Source organism: Xanthomonas sp. NCPPB 1132, from assembly GCF_056629235.1.
The window spans coordinates 4,102,811-4,123,338 of sequence record NZ_CM152819.1; the positions used below are offsets into that span (position 1 = coordinate 4,102,811).

Annotated in this window: 23 protein-coding genes and 1 pseudogene; 16 read left to right on the forward strand and 8 right to left on the reverse strand. The window is 68.1% G+C overall.

The genetic code is table 11. The annotated features are described in order from the left end of the window. The first annotated feature begins 12 nt into the window (after positions 1–12). The 4 genes and pseudogenes from wrbA to AC1G9L_RS17725 all read left to right on the forward strand — a co-directional run. Entirely contained in the window at positions 13–609 is a 597-nt protein-coding gene (gene wrbA, locus AC1G9L_RS17710; protein ID WP_481069605.1) for an NAD(P)H:quinone oxidoreductase, read from the forward strand. Then, entirely contained in the window at positions 606–962 is a 357-nt protein-coding gene (locus tag AC1G9L_RS17715; RefSeq protein WP_481069606.1) for a DUF2069 domain-containing protein, read from the forward strand. The genes wrbA and AC1G9L_RS17715 overlap by 4 nt, the downstream gene beginning before the upstream one ends. Before the next feature lie 79 nt (positions 963–1,041). Then, positions 1,042–1,527, forward strand: coding sequence for an asparaginase domain-containing protein (locus AC1G9L_RS17720; protein ID WP_010341245.1), 486 nt, complete (start codon positions 1,042–1,044; stop codon positions 1,525–1,527). A gap of 9 nt (positions 1,528–1,536) precedes the next feature. Then, positions 1,537–1,681 (forward strand): annotated as a pseudogene (locus AC1G9L_RS17725) (Cys-tRNA(Pro) deacylase); the annotation flags it as partial. A 19-nt stretch (positions 1,682–1,700) separates the two neighbouring features. Here AC1G9L_RS17725 and AC1G9L_RS17730 read toward each other — a convergent pair. Further along, positions 1,701–2,132: a winged helix-turn-helix transcriptional regulator gene (locus AC1G9L_RS17730; RefSeq protein WP_481069607.1), complete on the reverse strand. Its 432-nt coding sequence runs from the start codon at positions 2,130–2,132 to the stop codon at positions 1,701–1,703. Positions 2,133–2,204: 72 nt separating this feature from the next. Between AC1G9L_RS17730 and AC1G9L_RS17735 the strand changes: the two genes are divergently transcribed. From AC1G9L_RS17735 to AC1G9L_RS17760, 6 genes are read left to right on the forward strand one after another with little or no spacing between them, the layout of a single operon-like run. Further along, positions 2,205–2,819, forward strand: a complete 615-nt coding sequence (locus tag AC1G9L_RS17735; protein WP_019799980.1) for an NAD(P)H-dependent oxidoreductase — start codon at positions 2,205–2,207, stop codon at positions 2,817–2,819. A gap of 33 nt (positions 2,820–2,852) precedes the next feature. Continuing rightward, positions 2,853–3,278 carry a hypothetical protein gene (locus AC1G9L_RS17740; RefSeq protein WP_019799981.1) on the forward strand — a complete coding sequence of 142 codons (426 nt, stop codon included), beginning with the start codon at positions 2,853–2,855 and terminating at the stop codon, positions 3,276–3,278. 46 nt (positions 3,279–3,324) lie between these two features. Continuing rightward, positions 3,325–4,077, forward strand: coding sequence for a glucose 1-dehydrogenase (locus AC1G9L_RS17745; RefSeq protein ID WP_481069608.1), 753 nt, complete (start codon positions 3,325–3,327; stop codon positions 4,075–4,077). Positions 4,078–4,133: 56 nt separating this feature from the next. Then, positions 4,134–4,784, forward strand: coding sequence for an NAD(P)-dependent oxidoreductase (locus AC1G9L_RS17750; RefSeq protein ID WP_481069609.1), 651 nt, complete (start codon positions 4,134–4,136; stop codon positions 4,782–4,784). A gap of 54 nt (positions 4,785–4,838) precedes the next feature. After that, positions 4,839–5,588, forward strand: coding sequence for an SIP domain-containing protein (locus tag AC1G9L_RS17755; RefSeq protein WP_019799984.1), 750 nt, complete (start codon positions 4,839–4,841; stop codon positions 5,586–5,588). A gap of 5 nt (positions 5,589–5,593) precedes the next feature. Continuing rightward, complete coding sequence (locus AC1G9L_RS17760) at positions 5,594–6,997, forward strand: MFS transporter (protein ID WP_481069610.1); 1,404 nt, start codon at positions 5,594–5,596, stop codon at positions 6,995–6,997. Between the two features lie 60 nt (positions 6,998–7,057). Here AC1G9L_RS17760 and AC1G9L_RS17765 read toward each other — a convergent pair whose 3' ends face one another. Continuing rightward, on the reverse strand, positions 7,058–8,023 hold the full coding sequence (locus AC1G9L_RS17765; protein WP_019799986.1) for a LysR substrate-binding domain-containing protein: 966 nt from the start codon (positions 8,021–8,023) through the stop codon (positions 7,058–7,060). 76 nt (positions 8,024–8,099) lie between these two features. Here AC1G9L_RS17765 and AC1G9L_RS17770 point away from each other — a divergent pair, with 76 nt between their 5' ends. After that, entirely contained in the window at positions 8,100–9,023 is a 924-nt protein-coding gene (locus AC1G9L_RS17770) for an MBL fold metallo-hydrolase (RefSeq protein ID WP_481069611.1), read from the forward strand. 280 nt (positions 9,024–9,303) lie between these two features. Here AC1G9L_RS17770 and AC1G9L_RS17775 read toward each other — a convergent pair whose 3' ends face one another. The 3 genes from AC1G9L_RS17775 to sufT all read right to left on the reverse strand — a co-directional run bounded on the left by AC1G9L_RS17775 (position 9,304) and on the right by sufT (position 13,398). Next, positions 9,304–11,064: a S8 family peptidase gene (locus tag AC1G9L_RS17775; RefSeq protein WP_481071177.1), complete on the reverse strand. Its 1,761-nt coding sequence runs from the start codon at positions 11,062–11,064 to the stop codon at positions 9,304–9,306. Between the two features lie 572 nt (positions 11,065–11,636). Next, positions 11,637–12,737, reverse strand: a complete 1,101-nt coding sequence (locus AC1G9L_RS17780) for a branched-chain amino acid aminotransferase (RefSeq protein WP_019800954.1) — start codon at positions 12,735–12,737, stop codon at positions 11,637–11,639. A 109-nt stretch (positions 12,738–12,846) separates the two neighbouring features. Next, on the reverse strand, positions 12,847–13,398 hold the full coding sequence (gene sufT / locus AC1G9L_RS17785) for a putative Fe-S cluster assembly protein SufT (protein WP_010341241.1): 552 nt from the start codon (positions 13,396–13,398) through the stop codon (positions 12,847–12,849). Between the two features lie 105 nt (positions 13,399–13,503). Here sufT and AC1G9L_RS17790 point away from each other — a divergent pair, with 105 nt between their 5' ends. Together AC1G9L_RS17790 and AC1G9L_RS17795 are read left to right on the forward strand one after the other, a co-directional pair. Continuing rightward, the gene (locus tag AC1G9L_RS17790; RefSeq protein WP_019800955.1) at positions 13,504–13,923 is read left to right on the forward strand and encodes a hypothetical protein; all 420 of its coding nucleotides are present in this window, start codon (positions 13,504–13,506) and stop codon (positions 13,921–13,923) included. Between the two features lie 369 nt (positions 13,924–14,292). After that, positions 14,293–15,216: an IS110 family transposase gene (locus tag AC1G9L_RS17795; RefSeq protein WP_481069612.1), complete on the forward strand. Its 924-nt coding sequence runs from the start codon at positions 14,293–14,295 to the stop codon at positions 15,214–15,216. A 41-nt stretch (positions 15,217–15,257) separates the two neighbouring features. Here the strand turns inward: AC1G9L_RS17795 and AC1G9L_RS17800 are convergent, their stop codons facing one another. Then, positions 15,258–16,700, reverse strand: coding sequence for an NAD(P)(+) transhydrogenase (Re/Si-specific) subunit beta (locus AC1G9L_RS17800; protein ID WP_481071179.1), 1,443 nt, complete (start codon positions 16,698–16,700; stop codon positions 15,258–15,260). Between the two features lie 131 nt (positions 16,701–16,831). Further along, positions 16,832–17,143: an NAD(P) transhydrogenase subunit alpha part 2 gene (locus tag AC1G9L_RS17805; RefSeq protein WP_019800723.1), complete on the reverse strand. Its 312-nt coding sequence runs from the start codon at positions 17,141–17,143 to the stop codon at positions 16,832–16,834. Between the two features lie 165 nt (positions 17,144–17,308). On the opposite strand from AC1G9L_RS17805, the gene AC1G9L_RS17810 reads away from it, so the two are divergent. Genes AC1G9L_RS17810 through AC1G9L_RS17820 form a run of 3 tightly spaced genes read left to right on the forward strand, consistent with a single transcriptional unit; the run spans position 17,309 to position 18,779 of the window. Beyond that, entirely contained in the window at positions 17,309–17,884 is a 576-nt protein-coding gene (locus tag AC1G9L_RS17810; protein ID WP_010341237.1) for an RNA polymerase sigma factor, read from the forward strand. After that, on the forward strand, positions 17,881–18,288 hold the full coding sequence (locus AC1G9L_RS17815; RefSeq protein WP_481069613.1) for a hypothetical protein: 408 nt from the start codon (positions 17,881–17,883) through the stop codon (positions 18,286–18,288). The genes AC1G9L_RS17810 and AC1G9L_RS17815 overlap by 4 nt, the downstream gene beginning before the upstream one ends. 5 nt (positions 18,289–18,293) lie before the next feature. Further along, the gene (locus AC1G9L_RS17820; protein ID WP_481069614.1) at positions 18,294–18,779 is read left to right on the forward strand and encodes a DUF3106 domain-containing protein; all 486 of its coding nucleotides are present in this window, start codon (positions 18,294–18,296) and stop codon (positions 18,777–18,779) included. A gap of 281 nt (positions 18,780–19,060) precedes the next feature. Here the strand turns inward: AC1G9L_RS17820 and AC1G9L_RS17825 are convergent, their stop codons facing one another. Next, positions 19,061–20,140, reverse strand: a complete 1,080-nt coding sequence (locus AC1G9L_RS17825; RefSeq protein ID WP_019800163.1) for an NAD(P) transhydrogenase subunit alpha — start codon at positions 20,138–20,140, stop codon at positions 19,061–19,063. Between the last annotated feature and the right edge of the window lie 388 nt (positions 20,141–20,528).

Sequence of the window (20,528 nt, forward strand, 5' to 3'; positions counted from 1 at the left end):
CGAGAGGGCCGCATGGCCGAGATTCTGGTCCTGTACTACAGCCGCGGCGGCTCGGTGGCGCGCCTGGCGCGGCAGATCGCGCGCGGCGTCGGCGAGGTGCCGGGCATGGCCGCGCGCCTGCGCACGGTACCGCCGGTGGCCGCGGTCACCCAGACCAGTGCACCGCCGGTGCCCGACAGCGGCGCGCCGTACGTGGATGCCAGCGACCTGCGCGAGTGCGTGGGCCTGGCGCTGGGCAGCCCGACCCGCTTCGGCAACATGGCCGCGCCGGTCAAGCACTTCATCGACGGGCTGGGTGCCGACTGGGCCAGCGGCACGCTGGCCGGCAAGCCGGCGGCGGTATTCACCTCGACCGCGTCGCTGCACGGCGGCCAGGAAGCCACCCTGCTGTCGATGCACCTGCCGCTGCTGCACCACGGCTGCCTGATCGTCGGCATTCCCTACACCGAACCGCTGCTCAGCAGCACCCGCAGCGGCGGCACGCCGTATGGCGCCAGCCACGTCGCCGGCGCCGACGACGATCCGCAGCCCAGCGAGGAAGAAGCGCAACTGGCGCGTGCGCTCGGCCGGCGCCTGGCCGGGATCGCGCAGCGACTGGCGGCGCCATGAGCGGCGGGCGCCTGCGGGTGGCGTTGGGGGCGACGCTGCTGGCGCTGGCGGTGCTGTTCGCGGCCTGGTTCCACGACGATCGCCACCGCCTGGCCGCCCTGCTGGTGTTCGCGCTACCGCCGCTGCTGCTGGCCGTGGGCGTGCTGCGCGGCTCGGCGCTGGCGCGCTTCTGGAGCGGCGTCGGCGCGCTGCTGTGGTTCAGCCACGGGGTGATGACCGCCTGGAGCCACCCGCCGCAGCGCGGCTACGGCTGGGCCGAACTGCTGCTGGCACTGCTGGTGGTGGGCCTGTCCAGCGCACCAGGCATCCGCGCACGCTTCGCCCACCGCCGCGGCGCGGCCGGGCGCGACTGAGCGGCCGCCCCGCCGCGCCCGGTATCATGGACGGCCTGCGCGGCCACCGCCGCGTCCCGACACGCTTCTAGGAACGGCAATGGAAGAACTCCTGATCGTCACCACCGGCGGCACGATCGACAAGATCTACTTCGACGACAAGTCCGACTACCAGATCGGCGACCCGCAGATCGGCCAGATCCTCAAGGAACTGGGCGTGACCTTCCGCTTCACCGTCATCCCGATCATCCGCAAGGATTCGCTGCACATCACCGACGACGACCGCGAACTGATCCGCGCCACCATCGCCGCGCAGTCGGCGCGGCATGTGCTGATCACCCACGGCACCGACTCGATGGTGCAGACCGGCAAGGTGCTGCAGGCGATCGAGGGCAAGACCATCGTGATGACCGGCGCGCTGAACCCGGCGCGCTTCCGCGGCTCCGACGCCGAGTTCAACATCGGCTGCGCGGTCGGCGCGGTGCAGTCGCTGCCGGCCGGCGTCTACATCGCCATGAACGGGCGCATCTGGGATCCGCAGAAGGTGCGCAAGAACGTGGCGGCGAACCGCTTCGAGGCCGCCTGAGCGACCGCGATGTCCAGGGCCACGCGCGCGACCAAGGCGCTGGATGCGGCCGGCATCGTCTACCGGCTGCATCCCTACGACGACGAAGCCGAAGCCGGCGCCAAGGGCCTGCAGGCCGCGCAGGCGCTGGGCCTGCCGCCGGAGCGGGTGCTGAGAAGAGCCTGGGACCGAACTCACGACAGTGGCGTGTGCTGGCTGCCGGCATCAAAGTGTTCCCGTGCCGCCTCGATCGCCGGTCGGCTGCTGTTGACCCAATGGATCAGCACCGCAACCGGCTCCAACAGCGTGCGCCCCAGCTCCGTCAGCTCGTAATCCACCCGTGGTGGAATGCTGGGGAAGACGGTGCGGGTCACCAGGCCGTCGCGCTCCAGTCCGCGCAGGGTCAGCGTCAGCATGCGCTGCGAGACGCCGTCCACCTCGCGCTTGAGTTCGTTGAAGCGCCGCGGACCGCCGCGCAACGCACCGACGACGTAGAGCGTCCATTTGTCGCCAATGCGTTCCAGAATCTCGCGCGTCGCGCGGCAGCCGCCTTCGCTGGGATCAGGTAAATAGATGTACCTTGGTGTCATGGGTGTGCCTTCTTGTAGGGACTGAGCGCCAGTCATACCATCCAGGTTCCCAATGGTAACTGACACCCCATTTGTTACCAAGTCATTAAAAGGAACGAAGGATCTTTCATGCGCCGCATTCTCCTGATCACCTCCAGCCCCAGTGGGGACCAGTCGCTGTCCACCCGTTTTGCCAATGAACTGGCGCAGGCACTGAGCCGAGAGGGCAAAGGCACTGTCACCGTACGGAATCTGTCCACCGCACCGCTGCCGCACATCGGCCCTGCCTACGTCCAGGGCCGTGTCGCACCGGCCGAGGCGCGCACGCCCGAGCAGGCTGGCGCCGTAGGCCTGGCGCAGGAACTCATCGATGAACTGCAGGCCGCCGACGTCGTGGTGATCGGCTCGGCGATGATCAACTTCGCGCCCCCCACCCAGCTCAAGGCCTGGTTCGACTACGTGTTGTGGCCCGGCGTCACCGTCAAGTTCAGCGAAGCCGGCGCACAGGGGCTGATCACCGGCAAGAAGGTCTATCTGGTCACGGCCGCAGGCGGTCACTACGCCGAAGGGCCGATGGCGGCGATGGACTTCCAGTCCGGTTATCTGAAGCAGCTACTGGGTTTCGTCGGGATGACCGATGTCGAGCAGATCCGCATCGAGGGCGTCGCCTATGGCCCCGATGCCGTCAATGGCGCGATAGCCCAGGCCAGCGCACAGGTCGAACGCATCGCGGCCACGGCTTGAGCGATTCCTTTCGCATATCCGAGGAGAACTGCAGTGAGCGAACACCCCAACCGCGAAGAAGCCATCGAACTGGCCCGTACCTTTCTGACCACCATGGATGCCCAGGGCGATTTCTTTTCGCTCATGACCGACGACGTGGAATTGACCTTTCCCAAGTGGGGTACGGCGCAGGGCAAGGCCAATCTGGGCCCGTTCTTTCAGGCACTGGGCAGCTACGTCGCCGCGATCCGTCATCGGCCCGAGACCTTCCAGTTCCTGGTCGGCGAGCGCGATGGCCAGGCGCGCGTGTGCATCGAGGGCTTGAGCGAAGGCAAGCTGCATAACGGCAAGGCCTGGGCGGCGGGCCGCTTCAGCGTGATCTACGACTTCCGGGGCCGGCTGGTGAGCCGCATCGGCATCTATATCGATCCGGATTACGTCGACGACACAGCCGGCCACTATCCATGGTCGCGCCGTTGAAGGCTGAAGACGGTTTTCATTGATACACCCCATGAAGGATTCCAAGATGAAACGGCTTGAAGGCAAGGTCGCCCTCATCAGCGGTGGCGCGCGTGGTATCGGTGCGACCACCGCGCGCGTATTCGTGCAGGAAGGCGCGCGCGTGGTCATCGGCGATCTGCTGGACGCCGAGGGGCAGGCGCTGGCCCGCGAGTTGGGCGATGCCGTGCGTTTCGTGCATCTGGACGTCACGCAGCCGGCGCAATGGGATGCGGCGGTGGCGCTGGCACTGGCCGGATTCGGCAAGCTGGACGTGTTGCTCAACAACGCCGGCATCGCTCAGGGCGCGCCCATCGAGGATTTCAGTCACGAGGACTGGAACCGGCTGATCGGCATCAACCTGACCGGTACGTTCAATGGCATCAAGGCGGTGATCGCACCGATGAAGCAGGCTGGTGGCGGCGCCATCGTCAACCTGGCCTCCATTGCCGGCCTGCGCGGCTTTCCGAACCTGGCGGCCTACGTCAGCAGCAAGTTCGGCGTGACCGGCCTGACCAAGTCCGTGGCGCTCGATCTGGCGCCGTACAAGATCCGGGTCAATTCGGTTCATCCCGGCCTGACCGCAACGCCGATCCTGGCGCCGCTGCCCTCGCTGCCGACCCTGCCGATCCCGATGCACCGCGCGGCTGATCCGGTCGAGATCGCTCGTCTGATCGCCTTCGTCGCCAGCGATGAAGCGTCGTTCTCCACCGGTGCCGAGTTCGTCGCCGACGGCGGCGAGAACGCCGGGCATCCGGTGGACATGGACCTGTCGATGTAGGCGGCAGGCCACCACGGCGACAAACCAAGCTCCTATCAAGACGTGAGAAATCTCCAATGAAAAGTCGAAACATCACCGTCATCGGCGGAACCGGATACGCAGGCTCGGCCATCGCGCGCGAAGCGGCTCGACGTGGCCATGCGGTCACGGTGATCAGCCGCAATGCCCCTGCCGCGAAAATCGACGGGGTTCGCTACCTGGCCTCAGCGGCAACCGGGCCCGAAGCGTTGGCGGCGGTCGCAGGCGCCGACGTGGTCGTGGCCGCGCTGTCGCCGCGCGGCGACACGTTCGGGAAGCTGCCCAGCCTCTACGGTCAATTGGCACAACAGGCCGCCAGGGCCGGTGCGCGTTTCGTCGTGGTGGGCGGCTTTTCCTGCCTGAGGCCCGCGCCCGGCCTGCCGCGCATCATCGAAAACCCCGAAGGCTTCCCGCCCGAAGTACTGCCCGAGGCGCGGGAAAACCTGGATGTGCTGAACCTGCTGCTGGCCGATACCAGTGGCGTGGACTGGCTTTTTGCATGCCCGGGCCTGGAGTTCAGCGCCCTCACGCCAGGAGAGGACCTGGGCCGCTACCGGGTCGGCGACGATGTGGTGCTGCAAGACGACAATGGCAAGTCGGCGATCAGCGGCATCGATTTCGCCCGTGCCGTACTGGACGAGATCGAGGCACCGACGCGCCAACGCGCGCAGATTCATTTCGCCTACTGAACGCCACCATGACACGCCAGAGACGGATCAAATGTGATTCACAGGAGGGGCCTCATGGAGGCGATCGTCCCACCCGATAACGCGCCCGGTGCGCCGTCGCCTGGCCGGGTCGAGAAGCTGCTGCTGCGCTGGCTGGGCAAGGATGCCGAAATCAGCGCCGTCGACGTCTGGTCCGATCGTTTTCGCCTGATCGAGCTGCAAGGGGATGCCCTGCGCGAGGTCGCCTGGACGGCCGGCCAGAAGATTCAGGTCGCGCTGGGCGGCATGCGCGTGGCACGCACCTACACACCGATCGCCTGGGACAGCGTGCGCGGCAGCACGCGCTTTCTGGTCTTCCTGCACGGCGCTGCGCCCGGCAGCGACTGGGCCAGGACCGCTGCACCAGGGGCGCCTTGCCAGATCATCGGGCCGCGCCGTTCGGTCGATCTCGGCAGCGGCCATGCGCCCATCGTCCTGGTCGGCGACGAAACCGCCTTCGGCCTGGCTGCGGCGTTGCGGCACGCCCATCCGGAGCGTCAACTGACGGTGCTGCTGGAGGCGGGCAATCCACAAGAATGCAAACCGATCATCGAGCGTCTTGGCCTGGCAGACGCGTTGCTCGTCCAGCGCCAGGCCGATGAGGCACACCTGTCGGCGATCCAGGCGCATGCGACGGCGCAGGCCCACACCGAGGCCGTCTTCGTGCTGACGGGACGCGCCTCGGCCATCCAGCACGTGCAACGTGCGCTCAAACAGCACGGTGTCCGTCCATCACGCTGGCATGCCAAGGCGTATTGGGCATTGGGCAAGACGGGGCTGGATTGATTTTGATGCTTCGCGCGGAAAAGAACGCTGTCAGGCCTGCCACCGTCCCCACTGGGCTATGGAAGATCGTTGCCGTCGCAATCCTGGGCGCCTTCCTGGCACTGCTCAATTCCACGGTCGTCAACGTTTCCCTCTCCAGCCTGGCGGCGGAGTTCGATAGCACACTAGGGCAGATCCAGTGGGCGACCAGCGCCTACCTGCTGGCCATCGCAATGGTGTTGCCGCTGACGGGCTGGCTGGTCCAGCGGCTGGGTATCCGGCGTCTGTACCTCGCCTGCTTTGCCGCCTTCATGCTGACGTCCCTGCTGTGCGGACTGGCCTGGTCGGCTTCGTCGCTGGTGGTACTGCGTGTGCTCCAAGGCCTGAGCGCGGGGATGTTGGCCCCCCTGGCGCAATTGACCATGGCACGTAGCGCCGGCGAGCAATTGGCGCGTGTTTCCGGCTATGCGGCAGCCACCATCGTGCTGGCACCACTGCTGGGGCCGCTGGTCGCCAGCGCGGTGCTGACCCACGCATCCTGGCACTGGCTGTTCTGGATGAACGTGCCGATTACCCTGATCGCCATCCTGATGGCCTGGCGCTTTCTGCCGGCCGAAGCAACGCGTGGCCCGCAGGCGCCACCCCTGGACTGGCTGGGCCTGGCCTTGATTGCACCGGGCATCGCCTTGGCCTTGTCCGGCCTGGAACGGCTCGACACCCCGGCCGGAGCCACCATGGTGGCGTTCGCGCTCGCCCTGTTGGTTGGCTTTTTCTGGCACAGCCGCCGCGCCGAAAGCAGCCTGCTTGATCTCACGCTGTTCGCCCAGCCGGTATTCCGCGCATCGGCATGGACGCAATTCCTGCTCAATGGCGCCATCATCGCCACCCAGGTGCTGATTCCGCTGTACTTCGTACATGCCACGGGGCGCCCGCCGGCCGATGTGGGCTGGATGCTGGCGCCGCTGGGCGTGGGCATGATGGGCGCGTTCGCCTGCATGGGCTGGCTGACCGGCCGCCTCGGATACCGGGCGGTCGCCACCGGCGGCGCTCTGCTTGCAGCGGTTGGTGCAGGGCTGTTCATCCTGGCTGCGGCAGGTTCTGCGCATCTGGCTTTCCTCCTGCTGGGGCTGTCCCTGATTGGCGCGGGTCAAGGTGCAGTCGGCATCCCCTCCACCACTGCCGCCTACACAGCCGTTGAACGGTCGCAGTTGCCGATGGCAACCACGGCCCTCAACGTGGTTCAGCGGCTGGGTGGCCCGGTCATGGCGACAGTCTGCGCCCAGTTGCTGGCATGGCGGCTGGCCGCCGAGCCGCAGGGGGGTGACGCTTACCTGCAGATTCTCTGGATATTGGCACTACTGCATGCTGTTTGCGCGATAAGTACTTTACGTTTACCCGCAACCCAACAGAAAAAAATCGGCGAAAGTTAAACAACCTGACACCGGATGGGCGTGTGTCGTGAACGCGCGCCAGGGCCAGGATCGGTCCTTTCAACAAGTGTCCGCGAAAGCGGCTTCTACACCGCTTTCGCCGATAGGCTCCGCCAGCCGCTCCACCAGAAAGGCCACGAAGGCCCTGACCTTGGCCGGCTGGATCAGTCCATGGGGAAACACGGCATGCAGTTCTGGGCAGCGACCGCGCCAGTCCTGCATCACCCGGACCAAGCGGCCCTGCTTCACCAGGGCGTGCACCCGCGCATCGGTGACTAGCATCAGCCCCTGACCAGCCAGCAGTGCCGGCTTGAGTGGCTCCAGATCGTCGGCCACCATGACGGGCCGGACGGGGTAGAGATGAAGTGGAGACCCCTCGCTTTGCAGCGACCAGACCCAAGGCGCGGCAGCATCGGCAAGCGCGTTTTGCGCGAAACGGCTGACAAGCGCTCGGTGAGTGGCAAGATCCTCCGGCACCTGTGGGGCGCCCCATTGCGCCACGTAGGCAGGACTCGCATAGATATGGTTGGACAGGCTGGTGACGCGCCGTGTCACCAGGCCGGAATCGGGCAGAGGCCCAAGCCGAAGTGCCAGATCAAAGTCCGGCGAAGGCATGTTCTCGACGTGGTGGCTCAGCGCCACGTCAAGGATCACCTCCGGATGTTGCTGCTGGAAAGCCGGCAATAGCGGTCCGATCAACTCCGGCATCACCCCCAGGCTGGCCGTGATGCGTAGCGTCCCACGCGGGATGGATTGCAGCTCGCGGGCAGCAGCCTCGGCCTCTTGAAGCCGGGTCACCAAGGGCTGACAGTGGGTGTAGAAGGCACGTCCCGCTTCGGTCAACTCCATCCGCCGCGTGGTGCGCTGCAGGAGCTGTACCCCCAACCGCTCTTCCAGGGCACGAAGCCGTCGGCTGACGGATGTCTTGGGGAGTGCCAAGGTATCGGCACCGGCGGTGATGCTTCCGCGCTCGACCACCTTCACGAAAATCAACCAATCGCCGGCGCTGTTCGGATCGAGATGCATGGATTGTGTCCGTGGCGGCACAGTATCGGCCGGAATGGATCTTTATTGGGCTGGCTGCAGTGCCTATCGTAGGCCCATGAAAAATCCATCGAACTCCAGCCGTCAAGTACCGGACGCTCGCGCCAGCATAGCGCTGTCCCAGGAATTCAAGATTGGCGAGGCGCGGGTGCAGTCCATCGACGAAACCGTGTTGGGCGGCCTGGATCTGTCGATGTTGTTTCCGGATGGCGATGCGGGCCTGCTGGCCGCGCAGCAGGCTCAGCGCCCCATGCTGGCCGAGCTGGTGATCCGTAGCTGGCTGGTACGCTGGCAGGGGCGCACCGTACTCATCGACACCGGCATTGGCAACGGCAAGAGCCGCCCGTTCAGTGCGCTTTTTGATCGCCTGGACAATCCGTTTCTGGAGCGGCTGGCCGCAGTGGGTGTGGCACCTGACGAAGTTGACGCCGTGTTGCACACCCACCTGCATGTGGACCACGTGGGTTGGAACACGGTATGGGAACCGGATACTTCCTTGGCGCAAGGAGGTCGGTGGCGGCCAACGTTTCCACGCGCCCTGCATGTGATGCCAGCCGAAGAGCTGGCCTTCTTCGACACCCCTGCCGCTGAAGCGCGCCGCATGGTGTTTGAGGACAGTGTGCAGCCGGTGCTTTCGGCTGGGCAGGTCCAGACGGTGGGGCGCACAGGGGGGACCGTGCTGGGCGGGTTCCGTTTCTGGCCTACACCGGGACATAGCGTGGGACACATGGCCATCGAGTTGGAGTCCGGCGGAGAGCGTGCGCTGTTTTCCGGCGATGTGATGCACAGCCCGGTGCAAGTCGCGGCACCGCAATGGAGCTCGGTGTTCTGCGCGGATCGGGCGCAGGCAATACGCACCCGCGAAGCGCTGCTGACGAATGCGTCACAGGGGAGAACCCTCCTCTTCAGCGCGCATTTCGCCGGTAGCGGCGCAGGCCGGGTGGAGCAGGATGGCAATCGCTGGCGCTGGCGCGAAGGCTGATGGGATCGATCACCCGCCGGATCTTTGGCGGGAATGCAAACAACGGCGGAGGCGACAACGTGGCTTGCCCGCCACTGCGAAAGAACACCGACGATGCAGCGGCATCCTCGGACTGCCTGCGCAGCGGATCATCGGCATTGCCGCCGGGTGACGCATAAAAAAGCCCCGCGCCGAAGCGCGGGGCGACCGAGAGTGGCAGCATCGGCATCCTCGCCAACCGCTGCGATCCGGCACCGGGAGGTACGCGGCGGCCGTGACGCGGCCGCCGCGACGGAGTGCCTCAGTACGCGGCCTTCAGGCTGACGCCGGAGAACGTGCTGTAGGCCTTGACCCGGACGTAGTAGGTGCCGGTCGACGGGGCGCTGATGGTGCAGGTCTCGTTGTTGCCGGTGAGGTACGGACGGCAGGCGTAGGTCGAGTCGGTCGGCGCGCTGCCGAGGCGCACGTACAGATCGGCATCGCCGCTGCCGCCGGAGATGGTCACGGTCAGCGTGCTGCTGCCGGACGGCACGTTCACGGTGTAGTTCAGCGAGGAGCCGGAACTGGCGCTGAGCCCGGTGACCGCCACGCCGTTCTGCAACACGGTATCGCTGCCGCCACCGCCGCTGCCGCCATTCGCCGCTGCGGTCACCGCCGCGTTGGCGTCGAGCAGGCCCGCGCCGCAACCCTGCGTGCAGGAGAAGCTGGCCGCGGTGCTCTTGATGGTGCTCTCCACCTGCGCCGGGGTCAGCGCGGTCGGCGCCACCGACTGCATCAGCGCGACCACACCGGCCACGTGCGGGGTCGCCATCGAGGTGCCGTTGTAGGAGGCGTAGCTCGGGTTGCCCGGAGTGGTGGTGCCGTCGTTGAGCGTGGACAGGATGCTCGAGCCCGGTGCGGAGATGTCGATGCCCGCGCCGTAGTTCGAGTAGCTGGCCTTGGCCCGCGACGAGGTGGTGGCGGCCACCGCGATCACGTTGTTGCAGTTGGCCGGCACCGAGCTGGACACGTTGGTCGAGCTGTTGCCCGCCGCCACCACCACCGTGGTGCCGCGACCGACCGCGCCGTTGATGGCGTTCTGGTAGGTGGTCGAGCAGGTGCCGCTGCCGCCCAGCGACATGTTGATCACTTCGGCCGGGTTCTGGTTGGCCGGCACGCCGCTGACGGTGCCGCCGGAGGCCCAGGTGATCGCATCGGCGATGTCGGAGGTGTAGCCGCCGCACTTGCCGAGCACGCGCACCGGCAGGATCTTGGCCTTGAACGCGGTGCCGGCCACGCCGGTGCCGTTGTTGGTGACCGCGGCGATGGTGCCGGCCACGTGGGTGCCGTGCCAGCTGGAATTGGAGGCGGGCGAACCGGAGTAGCACTCGCCGGCGGCAGCCCAGTCGCCTTCGTCGGCCGGGTTGCTGTCGCGGCCGTCGCCGTCGCGTGCGGCATCCGCATCGCTGATGAAGTCGTAGCCTTGCAGGACGTTGGCGTTGAGATCGGGGTGGCTGGTGATGCCGGTGTCGATCACCGCCACGACCACGCCGTCGCCGGTGGCCTTGTCCCAGGCCGGGCGCACGTTGATGCCGGCGTTGGTGGTGCCGAAGGCCCACTGGTCGCCCAGGCGCGGATCGTTCGGGGTCAGCGCGATGGTCATGCGCTGGTCGACCTCGACGTACTCGACGTTCGGGTCGGCGGCGATCTGCCGCATCAGCGTCTCGGCCTCGGCGCGGTCCAGCGGACGGCTGGCCTTGACCACTTCCGGCCCGACCGCCAGGCGGCGCAGGGGGGTCAGGCCGAGCGCACGGCCGTTCTTGGCCGGCAGCGCGGCGGCGGCCGACTGCAGCGTCGCGCGCAGCGCCGCCGAGGGCGCCGCAGCGGCGGCGGACGCGCTGGAAATGCTGACCGGCGCGGCATCGCGGGTCTTGACGATGAAGCGCTGTACGGTCGGTTCGGAAGACAGGCCGGAGAGGTTCACGTCACCGGCGAAGGCGGGGGTGGCCAACAGCAGCGAGGTGAGAGCGGAGGCGCCCAGCACGACCAGCCACGGACGCTGGCGCGACCCACGATGCGACATTTCGGACATTCGGACTTCCTTTCGGTTGAGTAGCCGCCTGATGGCGGTGTTCCGCGCCGCACCGGTCCGGTCGAAACCTGAACCTGGCGTGCGTTGCGAGCCCGGTCGGATGGCGTGTTGCCGACCATTCATCGACGCTAGCTCAGTACAAGCGCGTATGGAGCAGGACGTGACGGAAATCCGTTGTACAAAACGAGGAAATGCAACAATCGTCGAAGTCACAAAGAGAACTGCACCTCATTTTTGCTGCGGCGCAACATAGAAAGACGCCAAACTTTGCAAATCAGGGGCAGCTTTTTGGCTCCCGCGCGACACACGGGACAAAAAAAGGAGACAGTGGATACAGACGACAGAGGTCGCCTGCATGGCAGCCCATCATCGGGACGGACACCAAATGTCCGGGGAGCGGACTCCCGGGAAGGCGCGGAAGCGGGGGCGGCGACACATCGCACGCCCCGGCGCACCAGCGCGGACCTCGCCGGTGATGGCCAATGCTGTCGGATCATGCGCCAAGGGGCATGAGGTCCATTCGCCAGGGCGGCCGACAGCCGCCCCAGCGTTGGGCGTTCGGCTCAGCCCAGCCGCACCAGCCAGCCGTGGCGGTCGGCGACGCGGCCGTACTGGATGTCGGTCAGTTCCTGGCGCAGCGACAGCGTCACCGGGCCGGTCGGGGCGGTCAGGTCGCCCACCGCGAAGTCCTTGCCCTTGAGCTGCCCGATCGGGGTCACCACCGCAGCGGTGCCGCAGGCGAACACCTCGGCGATCTCGCCCGAGGCCACGCCGTCGCGCCACTCGTCGATGCTCACCTGCCGCTCCACCACCTGCATGCCGCGGTCGCGGGCCAGTTGCAGGATGCTGTCGCGGGTGATGCCTTCCAGGATGCTGCCCGACAGCGCCGGGGTGACCAGGCTGCCGTCGCGCATCACCAGGAACACGTTCATCCCGCCCAGTTCCTCGATGTACTTGCCCTCGACCGGGTCGAGGAACAGCACCTGCGAGCAGCCCTGCGCCTGCGCCTGCTGCTGCGGCAGCAGCGAGGCAGCGTAGTTGCCGCCGCACTTGGCCGCGCCGGTGCCGCCCTTGGCGGCGCGCGCGTAGTCGGTGGACAGCCAGATCGCCACCGGCGCCACGCCCTTGGCGAAATAGGCGCCGGCCGGGCTGGCGATGACGTAGTAGCCGGCCTTCTGCGCGGCGCGCACGCCCAGGAAGGCCTCGTTGGCGATCATGAACGGACGGAAATACAGGCTGGTCTCCGGCGCCGACGGCACCCAGGCCGCGTCGACCGCGATCAGCTGCCGCAGCGATTCCACGAACAGGTCCACCGGCAGCTCCGGCAGCGCCAGGCGCTGCGCCGAGCGCTGCAGGCGCTTGCCGTTGGCCTCCGGGCGGAAGGTCCAGATCGAGCCGTCGGCATGGCGGTAGGCCTTGATGCCTTCGAAGATCTCCTGGCCGTAATGCAGCACCGACGCGGCCGGGTCCAGCGCCAGCGGGCCGTAGGCACGCACTTCGGCGTCGTGCCAGCCCTGCTCGCGGCTCCATTCGATGGCGACCATGTGGTCGGTGAAATAGTTGCCGAAGCCCGGCGCGGCGAGGATCTGCGCGCGCGCCTCGGCGCTGCGCGCGGCGGTGGACGGGGTCAGGCGGAACTGCGTGGACGGCTCGGTAGCGGACACCGGGAATTCCTGTGGTAGTCGAGGGATGGCCAGGGCCGCAGCGTCGCGGGGACGGCAGCGGCGGCGCCCGATCGGGCTCCGTCGCGACGCGCGAGGCGTCGCGCGCGGGTCAGAGCATGCCGGTTTCCAGGCGCGCGGCCTCGGACATCATATGTCGGCCCCACGGCGGATCGAACACCAGCTCGACGTCGGCCTCGGCGATGGTCGGGATCATTTCCAGCTTGCTGCGCACGTCATCGACCAGGATCTCGCCCATGCCGCAGCCGGGCGCGGTCAGGGTCATCTTGACCTCGACGGTGCGCTGGCCATCGTCGCGCGCGTGCATGGTCACGTCGTAGATCAGCCCCAGATCGACGATGTTGAACGGGATCTCGGGGTCGAAGCAGGTGCGCAGCTGCTGCCAGATCAGGGCTTCCACCTGCTCGTCGCCGGCGCCCTCGGGCAGTTCCAGCCCCGGCGGCGGCTCCTTGCCGATGGCGTCGCCGTCCTTGCCGGCGATGCGGAACAGGTTGCCCTCCACGAACACCGTGTAGCTGCCGCCCAGGGCCTGGGTGATATAGCCATAGCTGCCGGCCGGCAAGGTCACCGCGTCGCCCTGCGGCACCATCACCGCGGCGCAATCGCGTTCGAATTGGACAGGTTCGCTGCTGCGTGAGTACATGGGGGCGATATGGGGCCAGGCCCCGCCGGTGCAAGTCGTGCAGTTTATCCGAGTGCGCAGGGCGCGCGCCGGAAGTATCCTGTACGTCTTCTCCGGGAACATCGAATGCCGCCTTCCTCCACGCCGGCCAGGTCCTCGCACTGGCTGTGGCCCCTGCTGCTCGTCATGGGCTGTTTCACCGCACTGATCGCCTGGTTGCTGGTGGCGCTGTCGCTGGGTCGCCAGGCCGGCTGGATGGCCGTGGTGGTGGCGCTGGAGATCGCCTGGATGCTGCGCCTGGGCGGCCTGCCGCGCGGGCCGCTGCGCATCGCGGTGGCGATGGTCGCCACGGTCCTGGTGATCATCGCCGCCAACTGGGGCATTGCCGCCGCGCAGATGGGCGCCGGGCTGGGCCTGAACGTGTGGGATTCGTCGCTGAAGATGGGCGCCCACTACGCCTGGACCCTGACCCTGCTGGCCAACAGCCCCGGCGATCTGCTGTGGCTGGGCATCGGCGTGGCCGCGGCGTATTTCAGCGCGCGCTGAGCCAAGGCCGGGAGCGCGGCGGACGCCGCTGGCGTGGCGCGGCCTGAGGGCATCCCGATCATCCGCCCTCGCGCTGAAGCGCATCGCTCTTTGTAGGAGCGGCTTCAGCCGCGATGGGCGTTACCGGTAAGGTCCGGTCGCGGCTGAAGCCGCTTGTGTCAAATAAGGGTCTATCGTTGCAGGTGAGAGCGGAGTGCGGCAGGCCGTTTAGCCGTAGTGCCAGCAAGCACGAGTAGGAGTCAGCGCCGCCGCACCCCGTGTCTCCTGCTTCATCAGCCCGAACAGTTGCCCGAGTCGCGAGCTCGAACTCCACAAGCATGGGCGTCGGCAGGAGTGCTCTCGTGCCTGAGTCTACTGCGGAGAACGTCTATGCGGCGCTATGTCGGAATCGATATATCCAAGGCCGAACTGGTCATTCATGTCCTGCCGGACGAGCAGACCTGGACCCAACCCAATACGCCACAGGGGCAGCGAGCGCTGGCCCAACGCCTGGCCGAGCTGGGCTGCGAGCGGATCGTGCTGGAAGCCAGTGGCGGCTACGAACATGCCGTGCTGCAGGTGCTCCGAGAGGCGAACCTGCCGGCAGTGCGGATGGCCGCCGATCGTCCGCGCAAGCTCGCCCAGGCCTTGGGCCTGCATGCCAAGACCGATGCCCTGGACGCGCGCCTGCTGGCCATCGCCGCCCAGCACATCCCGACCATGCCCGCGCCCGTGGTACCTGAGCACCAGCAGTCTCTTCGCGAACTACTGGACCTGCGTGCCACCCTGGTGGGCCAGCGCGATGCCCATCGGCGGCGCCTGGAGCACATCACCAGCGCCAAGGTGCAACACCGCTGCCGAGAGGTGATCGCCCTGCTGAACCAGCAGATCCAGACGTTGACGCAGGAGATCGAGCAGCAGGGCAAGACCTGCTCGAGCCTACCCAAGGTGCCTGGGCTCGGCACGATCCTGCGCGCGGTTCTGGCCGCGCGGCTGCCAGAACTAGGCACGCTGCCGCCACGCAAGCTCGCTGCCCTGGTCGGGCTGGCCCCGTTCAATCACGACAGCGGCTGCTGGAAAGGCCAACGCCGCATCAAAGGCGGACGTGCCGACGTGCGGCGCGTGCTGTACATGGCCACCTGGGCCAGCATCCGTGCCAAATCCCCCTTGGCCAACACTTACGCGCGCCTGCGCGCAGGCGGCAAACCGGCCAAGGTCGCCATCGTCGCCTGTATGCACAAGTTCCTGCGCTGGCTCAACGCCATCGTGCGCGATCACGCGCCATATGCTCCTCCTGTCATCGCAGGTGCATGACAGTTGACTCCTACGACTCCGGCTTACCCGCCTGCAACGGCTCAGTGGCCGCCGCCGTCCAGCGCCTTCAGTTCACTGACCAGCGCGCCGGCCGCCTCGGCGCCGTCGCCGTAGAGCATGCGGGTGTTGTCGGCATAGAACAGCGCGTTCTCGATGCCGGCGAAGCCGGTGCCCTTGCCGCGCTTGATGACGATGACGTTCCTGGAATTGACCACGTCCAGGATCGGCATGCCGTAGATCGGGCTGGCCGGGTCGGTCTTGGCCACCGGGTTGACCACGTCGTTGGCGCCGATCACCAGCGACACGTCGGTGCTGGCGAACTCGGGGTTGATGTCGTCCATGTCGGCGATCAGGTCGTACGGCACGCCGGCCTCGGCCAGCAGCACGTTCATGTGCCCGGGCATGCGCCCGGCCACCGGATGGATCGCGAACTTGACCTTGACCCCGCGCTCGATCAGCCGCTGCGCCAGTTCCCAGATCTTGTGCTGCGCCTGCGCCACCGCCATGCCGTAGCCGGGCACGATCACCACGCGCTCGGCATAGGCCATCATCGCCGCCACGTCGCCGGCCTCGATCGGCTTCTGGCTGCCGGCGATCGCCTGCGCCTGGCCACCACCGCCGAAGTTGGAGAACAGCACGCCGCGGATCGGCCGGTTCATCGCCTTGGCCATCAGCCGGGTCAGCAGGATGCCGGCCGCGCCGACCATCATGCCGGCGATGATCAGCGCCTCGTTGCCGAGCACGTAGCCCTCGAACGCCACCGCCAGGCCGGTGAAGGCGTTGTACAGCGAGATCACCACCGGCATGTCGGCGCCGCCGATCGGCAGGGTCATCAGCACGCCCAGGGCCAGTGCCAGCACGAAGAACAGCACGATCGCCAGCGGACTCAGGCTGATCGCGGCCCACGCGCCAACGGCCAGCATCGCCACGCACACCAGCAGGTTGAACGCCTGCTGCCCGGGGAAGGTGACGCGCTTGTCCAGGCGCCCGTCGAGCTTGGCCCAGGCGATGATCGAGCCGGACAGCGACACCGCGCCGATCGCCGAGCCGATCACCGCCAGCGCCAGCGTGGTGGCGTCGGGCTGGCGTGCGGCCAGCGCGGCGATCGCAGCCTCGCTCCAGTGGGTGGTGTCACGGCGCATCAGGAACGAGAAGCGCAGCAGTTCCACCGCACCGATCGCCGCCGCGGAGCCGCCGCCCATGCCGTTGTACAGCGCGACCATCTGCGGCATGTCGGTGATCGCGACCTTCTTGGCCGAGATCCATGCCGCGGCGGTGCCGAGCGCGATCGCCAGCACGATCAGCGGCAGGTTGTGCAGGCCCGGCAGCAGGAAGGTGGCGGCGGTCGCCAGCAGCATGCCGAAGCCGGCCCAGCGGATGCCGCTGCGCGCGGTCCTGGGCGAGGCCATGCGCTGCAGGCCGAGCAGGAACAGGGTGGCGGCGACCAGGTAGCTGCTCTTGATCAGGATCGGCAACAGTTCCATCAGCAGGCGTGCTCCGAAAAAGGACATCTGCCCGAGCGGCAGCAAGTAGGAAAGAAAGACCAGCGCGATGCCGAGCAACGCGAGCAAGGCGGCCACGGCCAGCGCCGCGGCGAGGCGCCACTGCCGCGCATTCAATCCTTGGCTTTGGTCTTGGCGGCGTCCGGCTTGCTGGACTTGAACATGTCGAGCATGCGCTCGGTCACCACGTAGCCGCCGGCGGCATTGCCGGCGCCGAGCAGCACCGCGACGAAGCCGATGACCTTTTCGAGGGTGGTGTCGGCATGGCCCAGCACCACCATCGCGCCGATCAGCACAATGCCGTGGATGAAGTTGGAACCGGACATCAGCGGGGTGTGCAGGATCACCGGCACCCGCGAGATGATCACATGCCCGGCGATGGCCGCCAGCATGAAGATGTACAAGGCCACGAACCCGTCGCTCATCGCACTGTTCTCCCGGGCGCCGCGCCCGTCCGCCGCATCATAACCGTCTGCTGAACCGCTGTGCGATGCCGCCGTGCCGTGCCACCAGGCCCGCGGCGTCCGGCCGGTCAACCGCGGCCGCCGCGGCGCGTTAACCACGGCATCCCCCCGCCAGGAAGCTAAGCTGTGCTGGTGAGCACGCCCGCCCTCGCACCGCCGTCGACCGATGCCGACACCGCGCAGCGCCCGCTGCCGGCGTCGCTGGATGCGTTCCTGGCCGAGATCGGGCCGCGCGCGTTCCGCTTCGCCGAAGCCGGCCTGCGCCAGCGCGAGGACGCGCTGGATGCGGTGCAGGACGCGATGATCAAGCTGCTGGCCTACCGCGAGCGCCCGGCGCAGGAATGGACGCCGCTGTTCTGGAGCATCCTGCGCCGGCGCATCATCGACCTGCAGCGCCGCCGCAATTTCCGCCTGCGCTTCTGGGCGCCGACCAGCGAACGCGACGCGGACAGCCCGCCGGACTGGGCCGACGACGGCCCCAATCCGTCCGAGCAGCACGAGCGTCGGCAGACCCATGCGCGCCTGGTGACGGCGCTGCGCGCACTGCCGGCCCGGCAGCGCGAGGCCTTCACCCTGCGCGTGCTGGAGGAGCTGGACGTGGCCACCACCGCACGCGCGATGGGCTGCTCGGAAGGCTCGGTAAAAACCCATCTGTCGCGCGCCCGCGAGGCGCTGCAGAAACAACTGGAGGACGTCCGATGACATCCGATCCCATCCGCTCCGCGGACTTCGACGCGCGCCTGCGTACCGTCCACCAGGCCAGTTTGCAGGCCCTGCCCGCGCCGACCCTGGCGCGGCTGCGCGCCGCGCGCCAGCAGGCCAGCCAGACGCGCACGGCGCCATTCCTGCACCGGGGCTGGCTGCTGGCGGCGGTGCCGGCGCTGCTCGGTGCGGCGCTGGGCGTGCACCTGCTGCTGCGCCCGGCGCCGTCGTTGCCGATCACCACCGCCAGCGTCGTCGCCGGCACGACCGCAGTGGCACCCACGCCGACGGGCGCCAGCGCAAGCACGGACAGCGACCAGGCCGCGAGTGCGACCGCGATGCTGGACGAAAATCCCGACCTGTACCTGTGGCTGGGGTCCGATACCTCGCTCGCAATGGAATGAACCCGATGACTCGCCTGATCCGATATTCCCTGGTGCTGGCGCTGCTGGCCGGAAGCGCCGCCCCGGCCTTCGCCGCGCCGCCCCCGCCACCGCCTTTCGCCGCAGATCGCGACGACGATACCGGCCCGCCGCTGCCCGACTGGGAACACCTGAGCCCGCAGCAGCGCGAGTTACTGATCGCGCCGCTGCGCCAGCGCTGGAACGACACCCCGCAGCAACGCCGGCGCATGTTCGAGCATGCGCAGCGCTGGCAGTCGATGACCCCGGAACAACGCGAGCAAGCGCGCAAGGGTGCCCGCCGCTACGAGGACATGAACCCGCGACAGCGCGAGGAGGCGCGGGTGCTGTTCGACCGCATGCGTGCGCTGCCGCCGGAGCAGCGCAAGGCGCTGCGCGACCGTTGGGAAGCGATGACGCCGGCGCAACGCGCTGCCTGGATCCGTGCCAATGCCGGCCCGGACGAGCGGCCGCCGCCGGATGCTTCCAGGTAAGCGAACCGCGGCGCCGGTCCAAGCCTGATGCGCATGCGCGCGCGTCCTCGCATCGCCGGGTACGGCGCATGGACTCCAGCGCCGCAGAAAGCACCTCGCGTAGGAGCGGCTTCAGCCGCGACCGGGTTTACCGGGAAGGGCGTCGCGGCTGAAGCCGCTCCTACGGAAGTCGCCCTCCAGTCGCGATGCGGCGTTTTCGGTGGCGCCCGTCGCCCCTACACGGGCGACCGTGCCCGCAGATCAGCGCCGACCGAGCCGGCGCCCGACCATCGCGGCCGCGCTCATGCCGTCCAGCGCGTCTTCGCCAGCAGTTCGTCGTTCCAGTCGTAGGCGATCGCGCCGTCCTTCAGGAACAGCGCGACGAAGTTGTAGACGTTGCGCGCGTACATCTCGCTGGCATGCACCGCGCCCATGCTGGCCAGGTCCAGCGGACCGGCGATGGTCACCCCGGCGTGCTCGATGGTCTCGCCCGGCAGGGTCAGTTCGCAGTTGCCGCCGGTCTCGGCGGCCAGGTCGACCACCACGCTCCCCGGTTTCATGCCGGCGACCATCGCCGCGCTAAGGATCTTCGGTGCCGGCCGCCCCGGCACCGCGGCGGTACACACCACCACGTCGATGCCCTTCAGGTGCTCGGCCAGGCGACGCTGCTGCTCCGCGCGTTCGTCGTCGGTGAGTTGCCGCGCGTAGCCGCCCTCGCCGGCGGCGCTCACCCCCAGGTCGAGGAACTTGCCGCCCAGCGACTCGATCTGCTCGCGGGTTTCCGGGCGCACGTCGAAGCCTTCCACCTGCGCCCCCAGGCGCTTGGCGGTGGCGATGGCCTGAAGGCCGGCCACGCCGGCACCGACGATCAGCACCTTGGACGGGCGAATGGTGCCGGCCGCGGTAGTCAGCATCGGGAAGAAGCGCGGCGCCAGCTGCGCGGCGATCAGGGTGGCCTTGTAGCCGGCCATGCCGGCCTGCGAACTGAGCACGTCCATGGCCTGCGCACGGGTGGTGCGCGGCAGCCGCTCCAGCGGAAAGGCGACCAGTTGCCGTGCCTGCAGCGCCGCCGCGCGCGCCGGATCGGCCTGCGGCTGCAGGATGCCGACCACGCCGGCGCCCTCCTTCAACTGCTCCAGCGCCAGCGCCGGCAGCGGCTGCACGCACAGCACCAGATCCGCCTGCGCCGGGCTGTCGGCATCGGCCAGGCTGGCGCCGGCGGCGAGATACGCGTCATCGACGAACCCGGCCGATACGCCGGCCTGCGGCTCGACCCGCACCTGCGCGCCCAGCGCGACCAGTTTCTTGACCGTCTCCGGCGTGGCCGCCACGCGGCGTTCGCCCTGCGCCGATTCCTTCACCACCAGCACCTGCACTGCCATGCGATTCCCCGTGCCTGAGTCCGTCGTCCGCGCCGATCCTACAGCGTCCGCACGCCGGGTGGAGGCTCGCCCCCTGCCGGGCGGCGCGGGTCGACGGGTCGGCATGCCGGAAACACGGACGTGCTGGCGTCCGCCGCGCTCCATGCGCGTCTGTGAGGAAAAGACTCTCCCGATGCACCCGCGCGCATCACCGCGTCGGGATGGGACCAGCCGGCCAGGAACATGTGCAGCGGCGACATGCGGTCGCCAACGGGGAACCACCGCAGGCGCGACCGGTTCACCAGTGACGCCTCGTCGCGGTGGAAGACGAACGCAGCAACGCCATGTCGCCTTGGATTGGGTGGCACAACGGCAGAAGCCAGCAAGGCGCCTGCCGTTGTGGATCGCG

Bases quoted from the DNA above. Each gene is read 5' to 3' on its own strand.
- AC1G9L_RS17800 (WP_481071179.1), bottom strand. From the start codon at position 16,700: ATGGAACTGTTGCCGATCCTGATCAAGAGCAGCTACCTGGTCGCCGCC.
- AC1G9L_RS17720 (WP_010341245.1), top strand. From the start codon at position 1,042: ATGGAAGAACTCCTGATCGTCACCACCGGCGGCACGATCGACAAGATC.
- AC1G9L_RS17775 (WP_481071177.1), bottom strand. From the start codon at position 11,064: ATGTCGCATCGTGGGTCGCGCCAGCGTCCGTGGCTGGTCGTGCTGGGC.
- AC1G9L_RS17790 (WP_019800955.1), top strand. From the start codon at position 13,504: ATGCCGCCTTCCTCCACGCCGGCCAGGTCCTCGCACTGGCTGTGGCCC.
- AC1G9L_RS17730 (WP_481069607.1), bottom strand. From the start codon at position 2,132: ATGACTGGCGCTCAGTCCCTACAAGAAGGCACACCCATGACACCAAGG.
- AC1G9L_RS17745 (WP_481069608.1), top strand. From the start codon at position 3,325: ATGAAACGGCTTGAAGGCAAGGTCGCCCTCATCAGCGGTGGCGCGCGT.
- AC1G9L_RS17755 (WP_019799984.1), top strand. From the start codon at position 4,839: ATGGAGGCGATCGTCCCACCCGATAACGCGCCCGGTGCGCCGTCGCCT.
- AC1G9L_RS17815 (WP_481069613.1), top strand. From the start codon at position 17,881: ATGACATCCGATCCCATCCGCTCCGCGGACTTCGACGCGCGCCTGCGT.
- AC1G9L_RS17795 (WP_481069612.1), top strand. From the start codon at position 14,293: ATGCGGCGCTATGTCGGAATCGATATATCCAAGGCCGAACTGGTCATT.
- AC1G9L_RS17805 (WP_019800723.1), bottom strand. From the start codon at position 17,143: ATGAGCGACGGGTTCGTGGCCTTGTACATCTTCATGCTGGCGGCCATC.
- AC1G9L_RS17715 (WP_481069606.1), top strand. From the start codon at position 606: ATGAGCGGCGGGCGCCTGCGGGTGGCGTTGGGGGCGACGCTGCTGGCG.
- sufT (WP_010341241.1), bottom strand. From the start codon at position 13,398: ATGTACTCACGCAGCAGCGAACCTGTCCAATTCGAACGCGATTGCGCC.
- AC1G9L_RS17750 (WP_481069609.1), top strand. From the start codon at position 4,134: ATGAAAAGTCGAAACATCACCGTCATCGGCGGAACCGGATACGCAGGC.
- AC1G9L_RS17765 (WP_019799986.1), bottom strand. From the start codon at position 8,023: ATGCATCTCGATCCGAACAGCGCCGGCGATTGGTTGATTTTCGTGAAG.
- AC1G9L_RS17735 (WP_019799980.1), top strand. From the start codon at position 2,205: ATGCGCCGCATTCTCCTGATCACCTCCAGCCCCAGTGGGGACCAGTCG.
- AC1G9L_RS17825 (WP_019800163.1), bottom strand. From the start codon at position 20,140: ATGGCAGTGCAGGTGCTGGTGGTGAAGGAATCGGCGCAGGGCGAACGC.
- AC1G9L_RS17760 (WP_481069610.1), top strand. From the start codon at position 5,594: ATGCTTCGCGCGGAAAAGAACGCTGTCAGGCCTGCCACCGTCCCCACT.
- AC1G9L_RS17770 (WP_481069611.1), top strand. From the start codon at position 8,100: ATGAAAAATCCATCGAACTCCAGCCGTCAAGTACCGGACGCTCGCGCC.
- AC1G9L_RS17820 (WP_481069614.1), top strand. From the start codon at position 18,294: ATGACTCGCCTGATCCGATATTCCCTGGTGCTGGCGCTGCTGGCCGGA.
- wrbA (WP_481069605.1), top strand. From the start codon at position 13: ATGGCCGAGATTCTGGTCCTGTACTACAGCCGCGGCGGCTCGGTGGCG.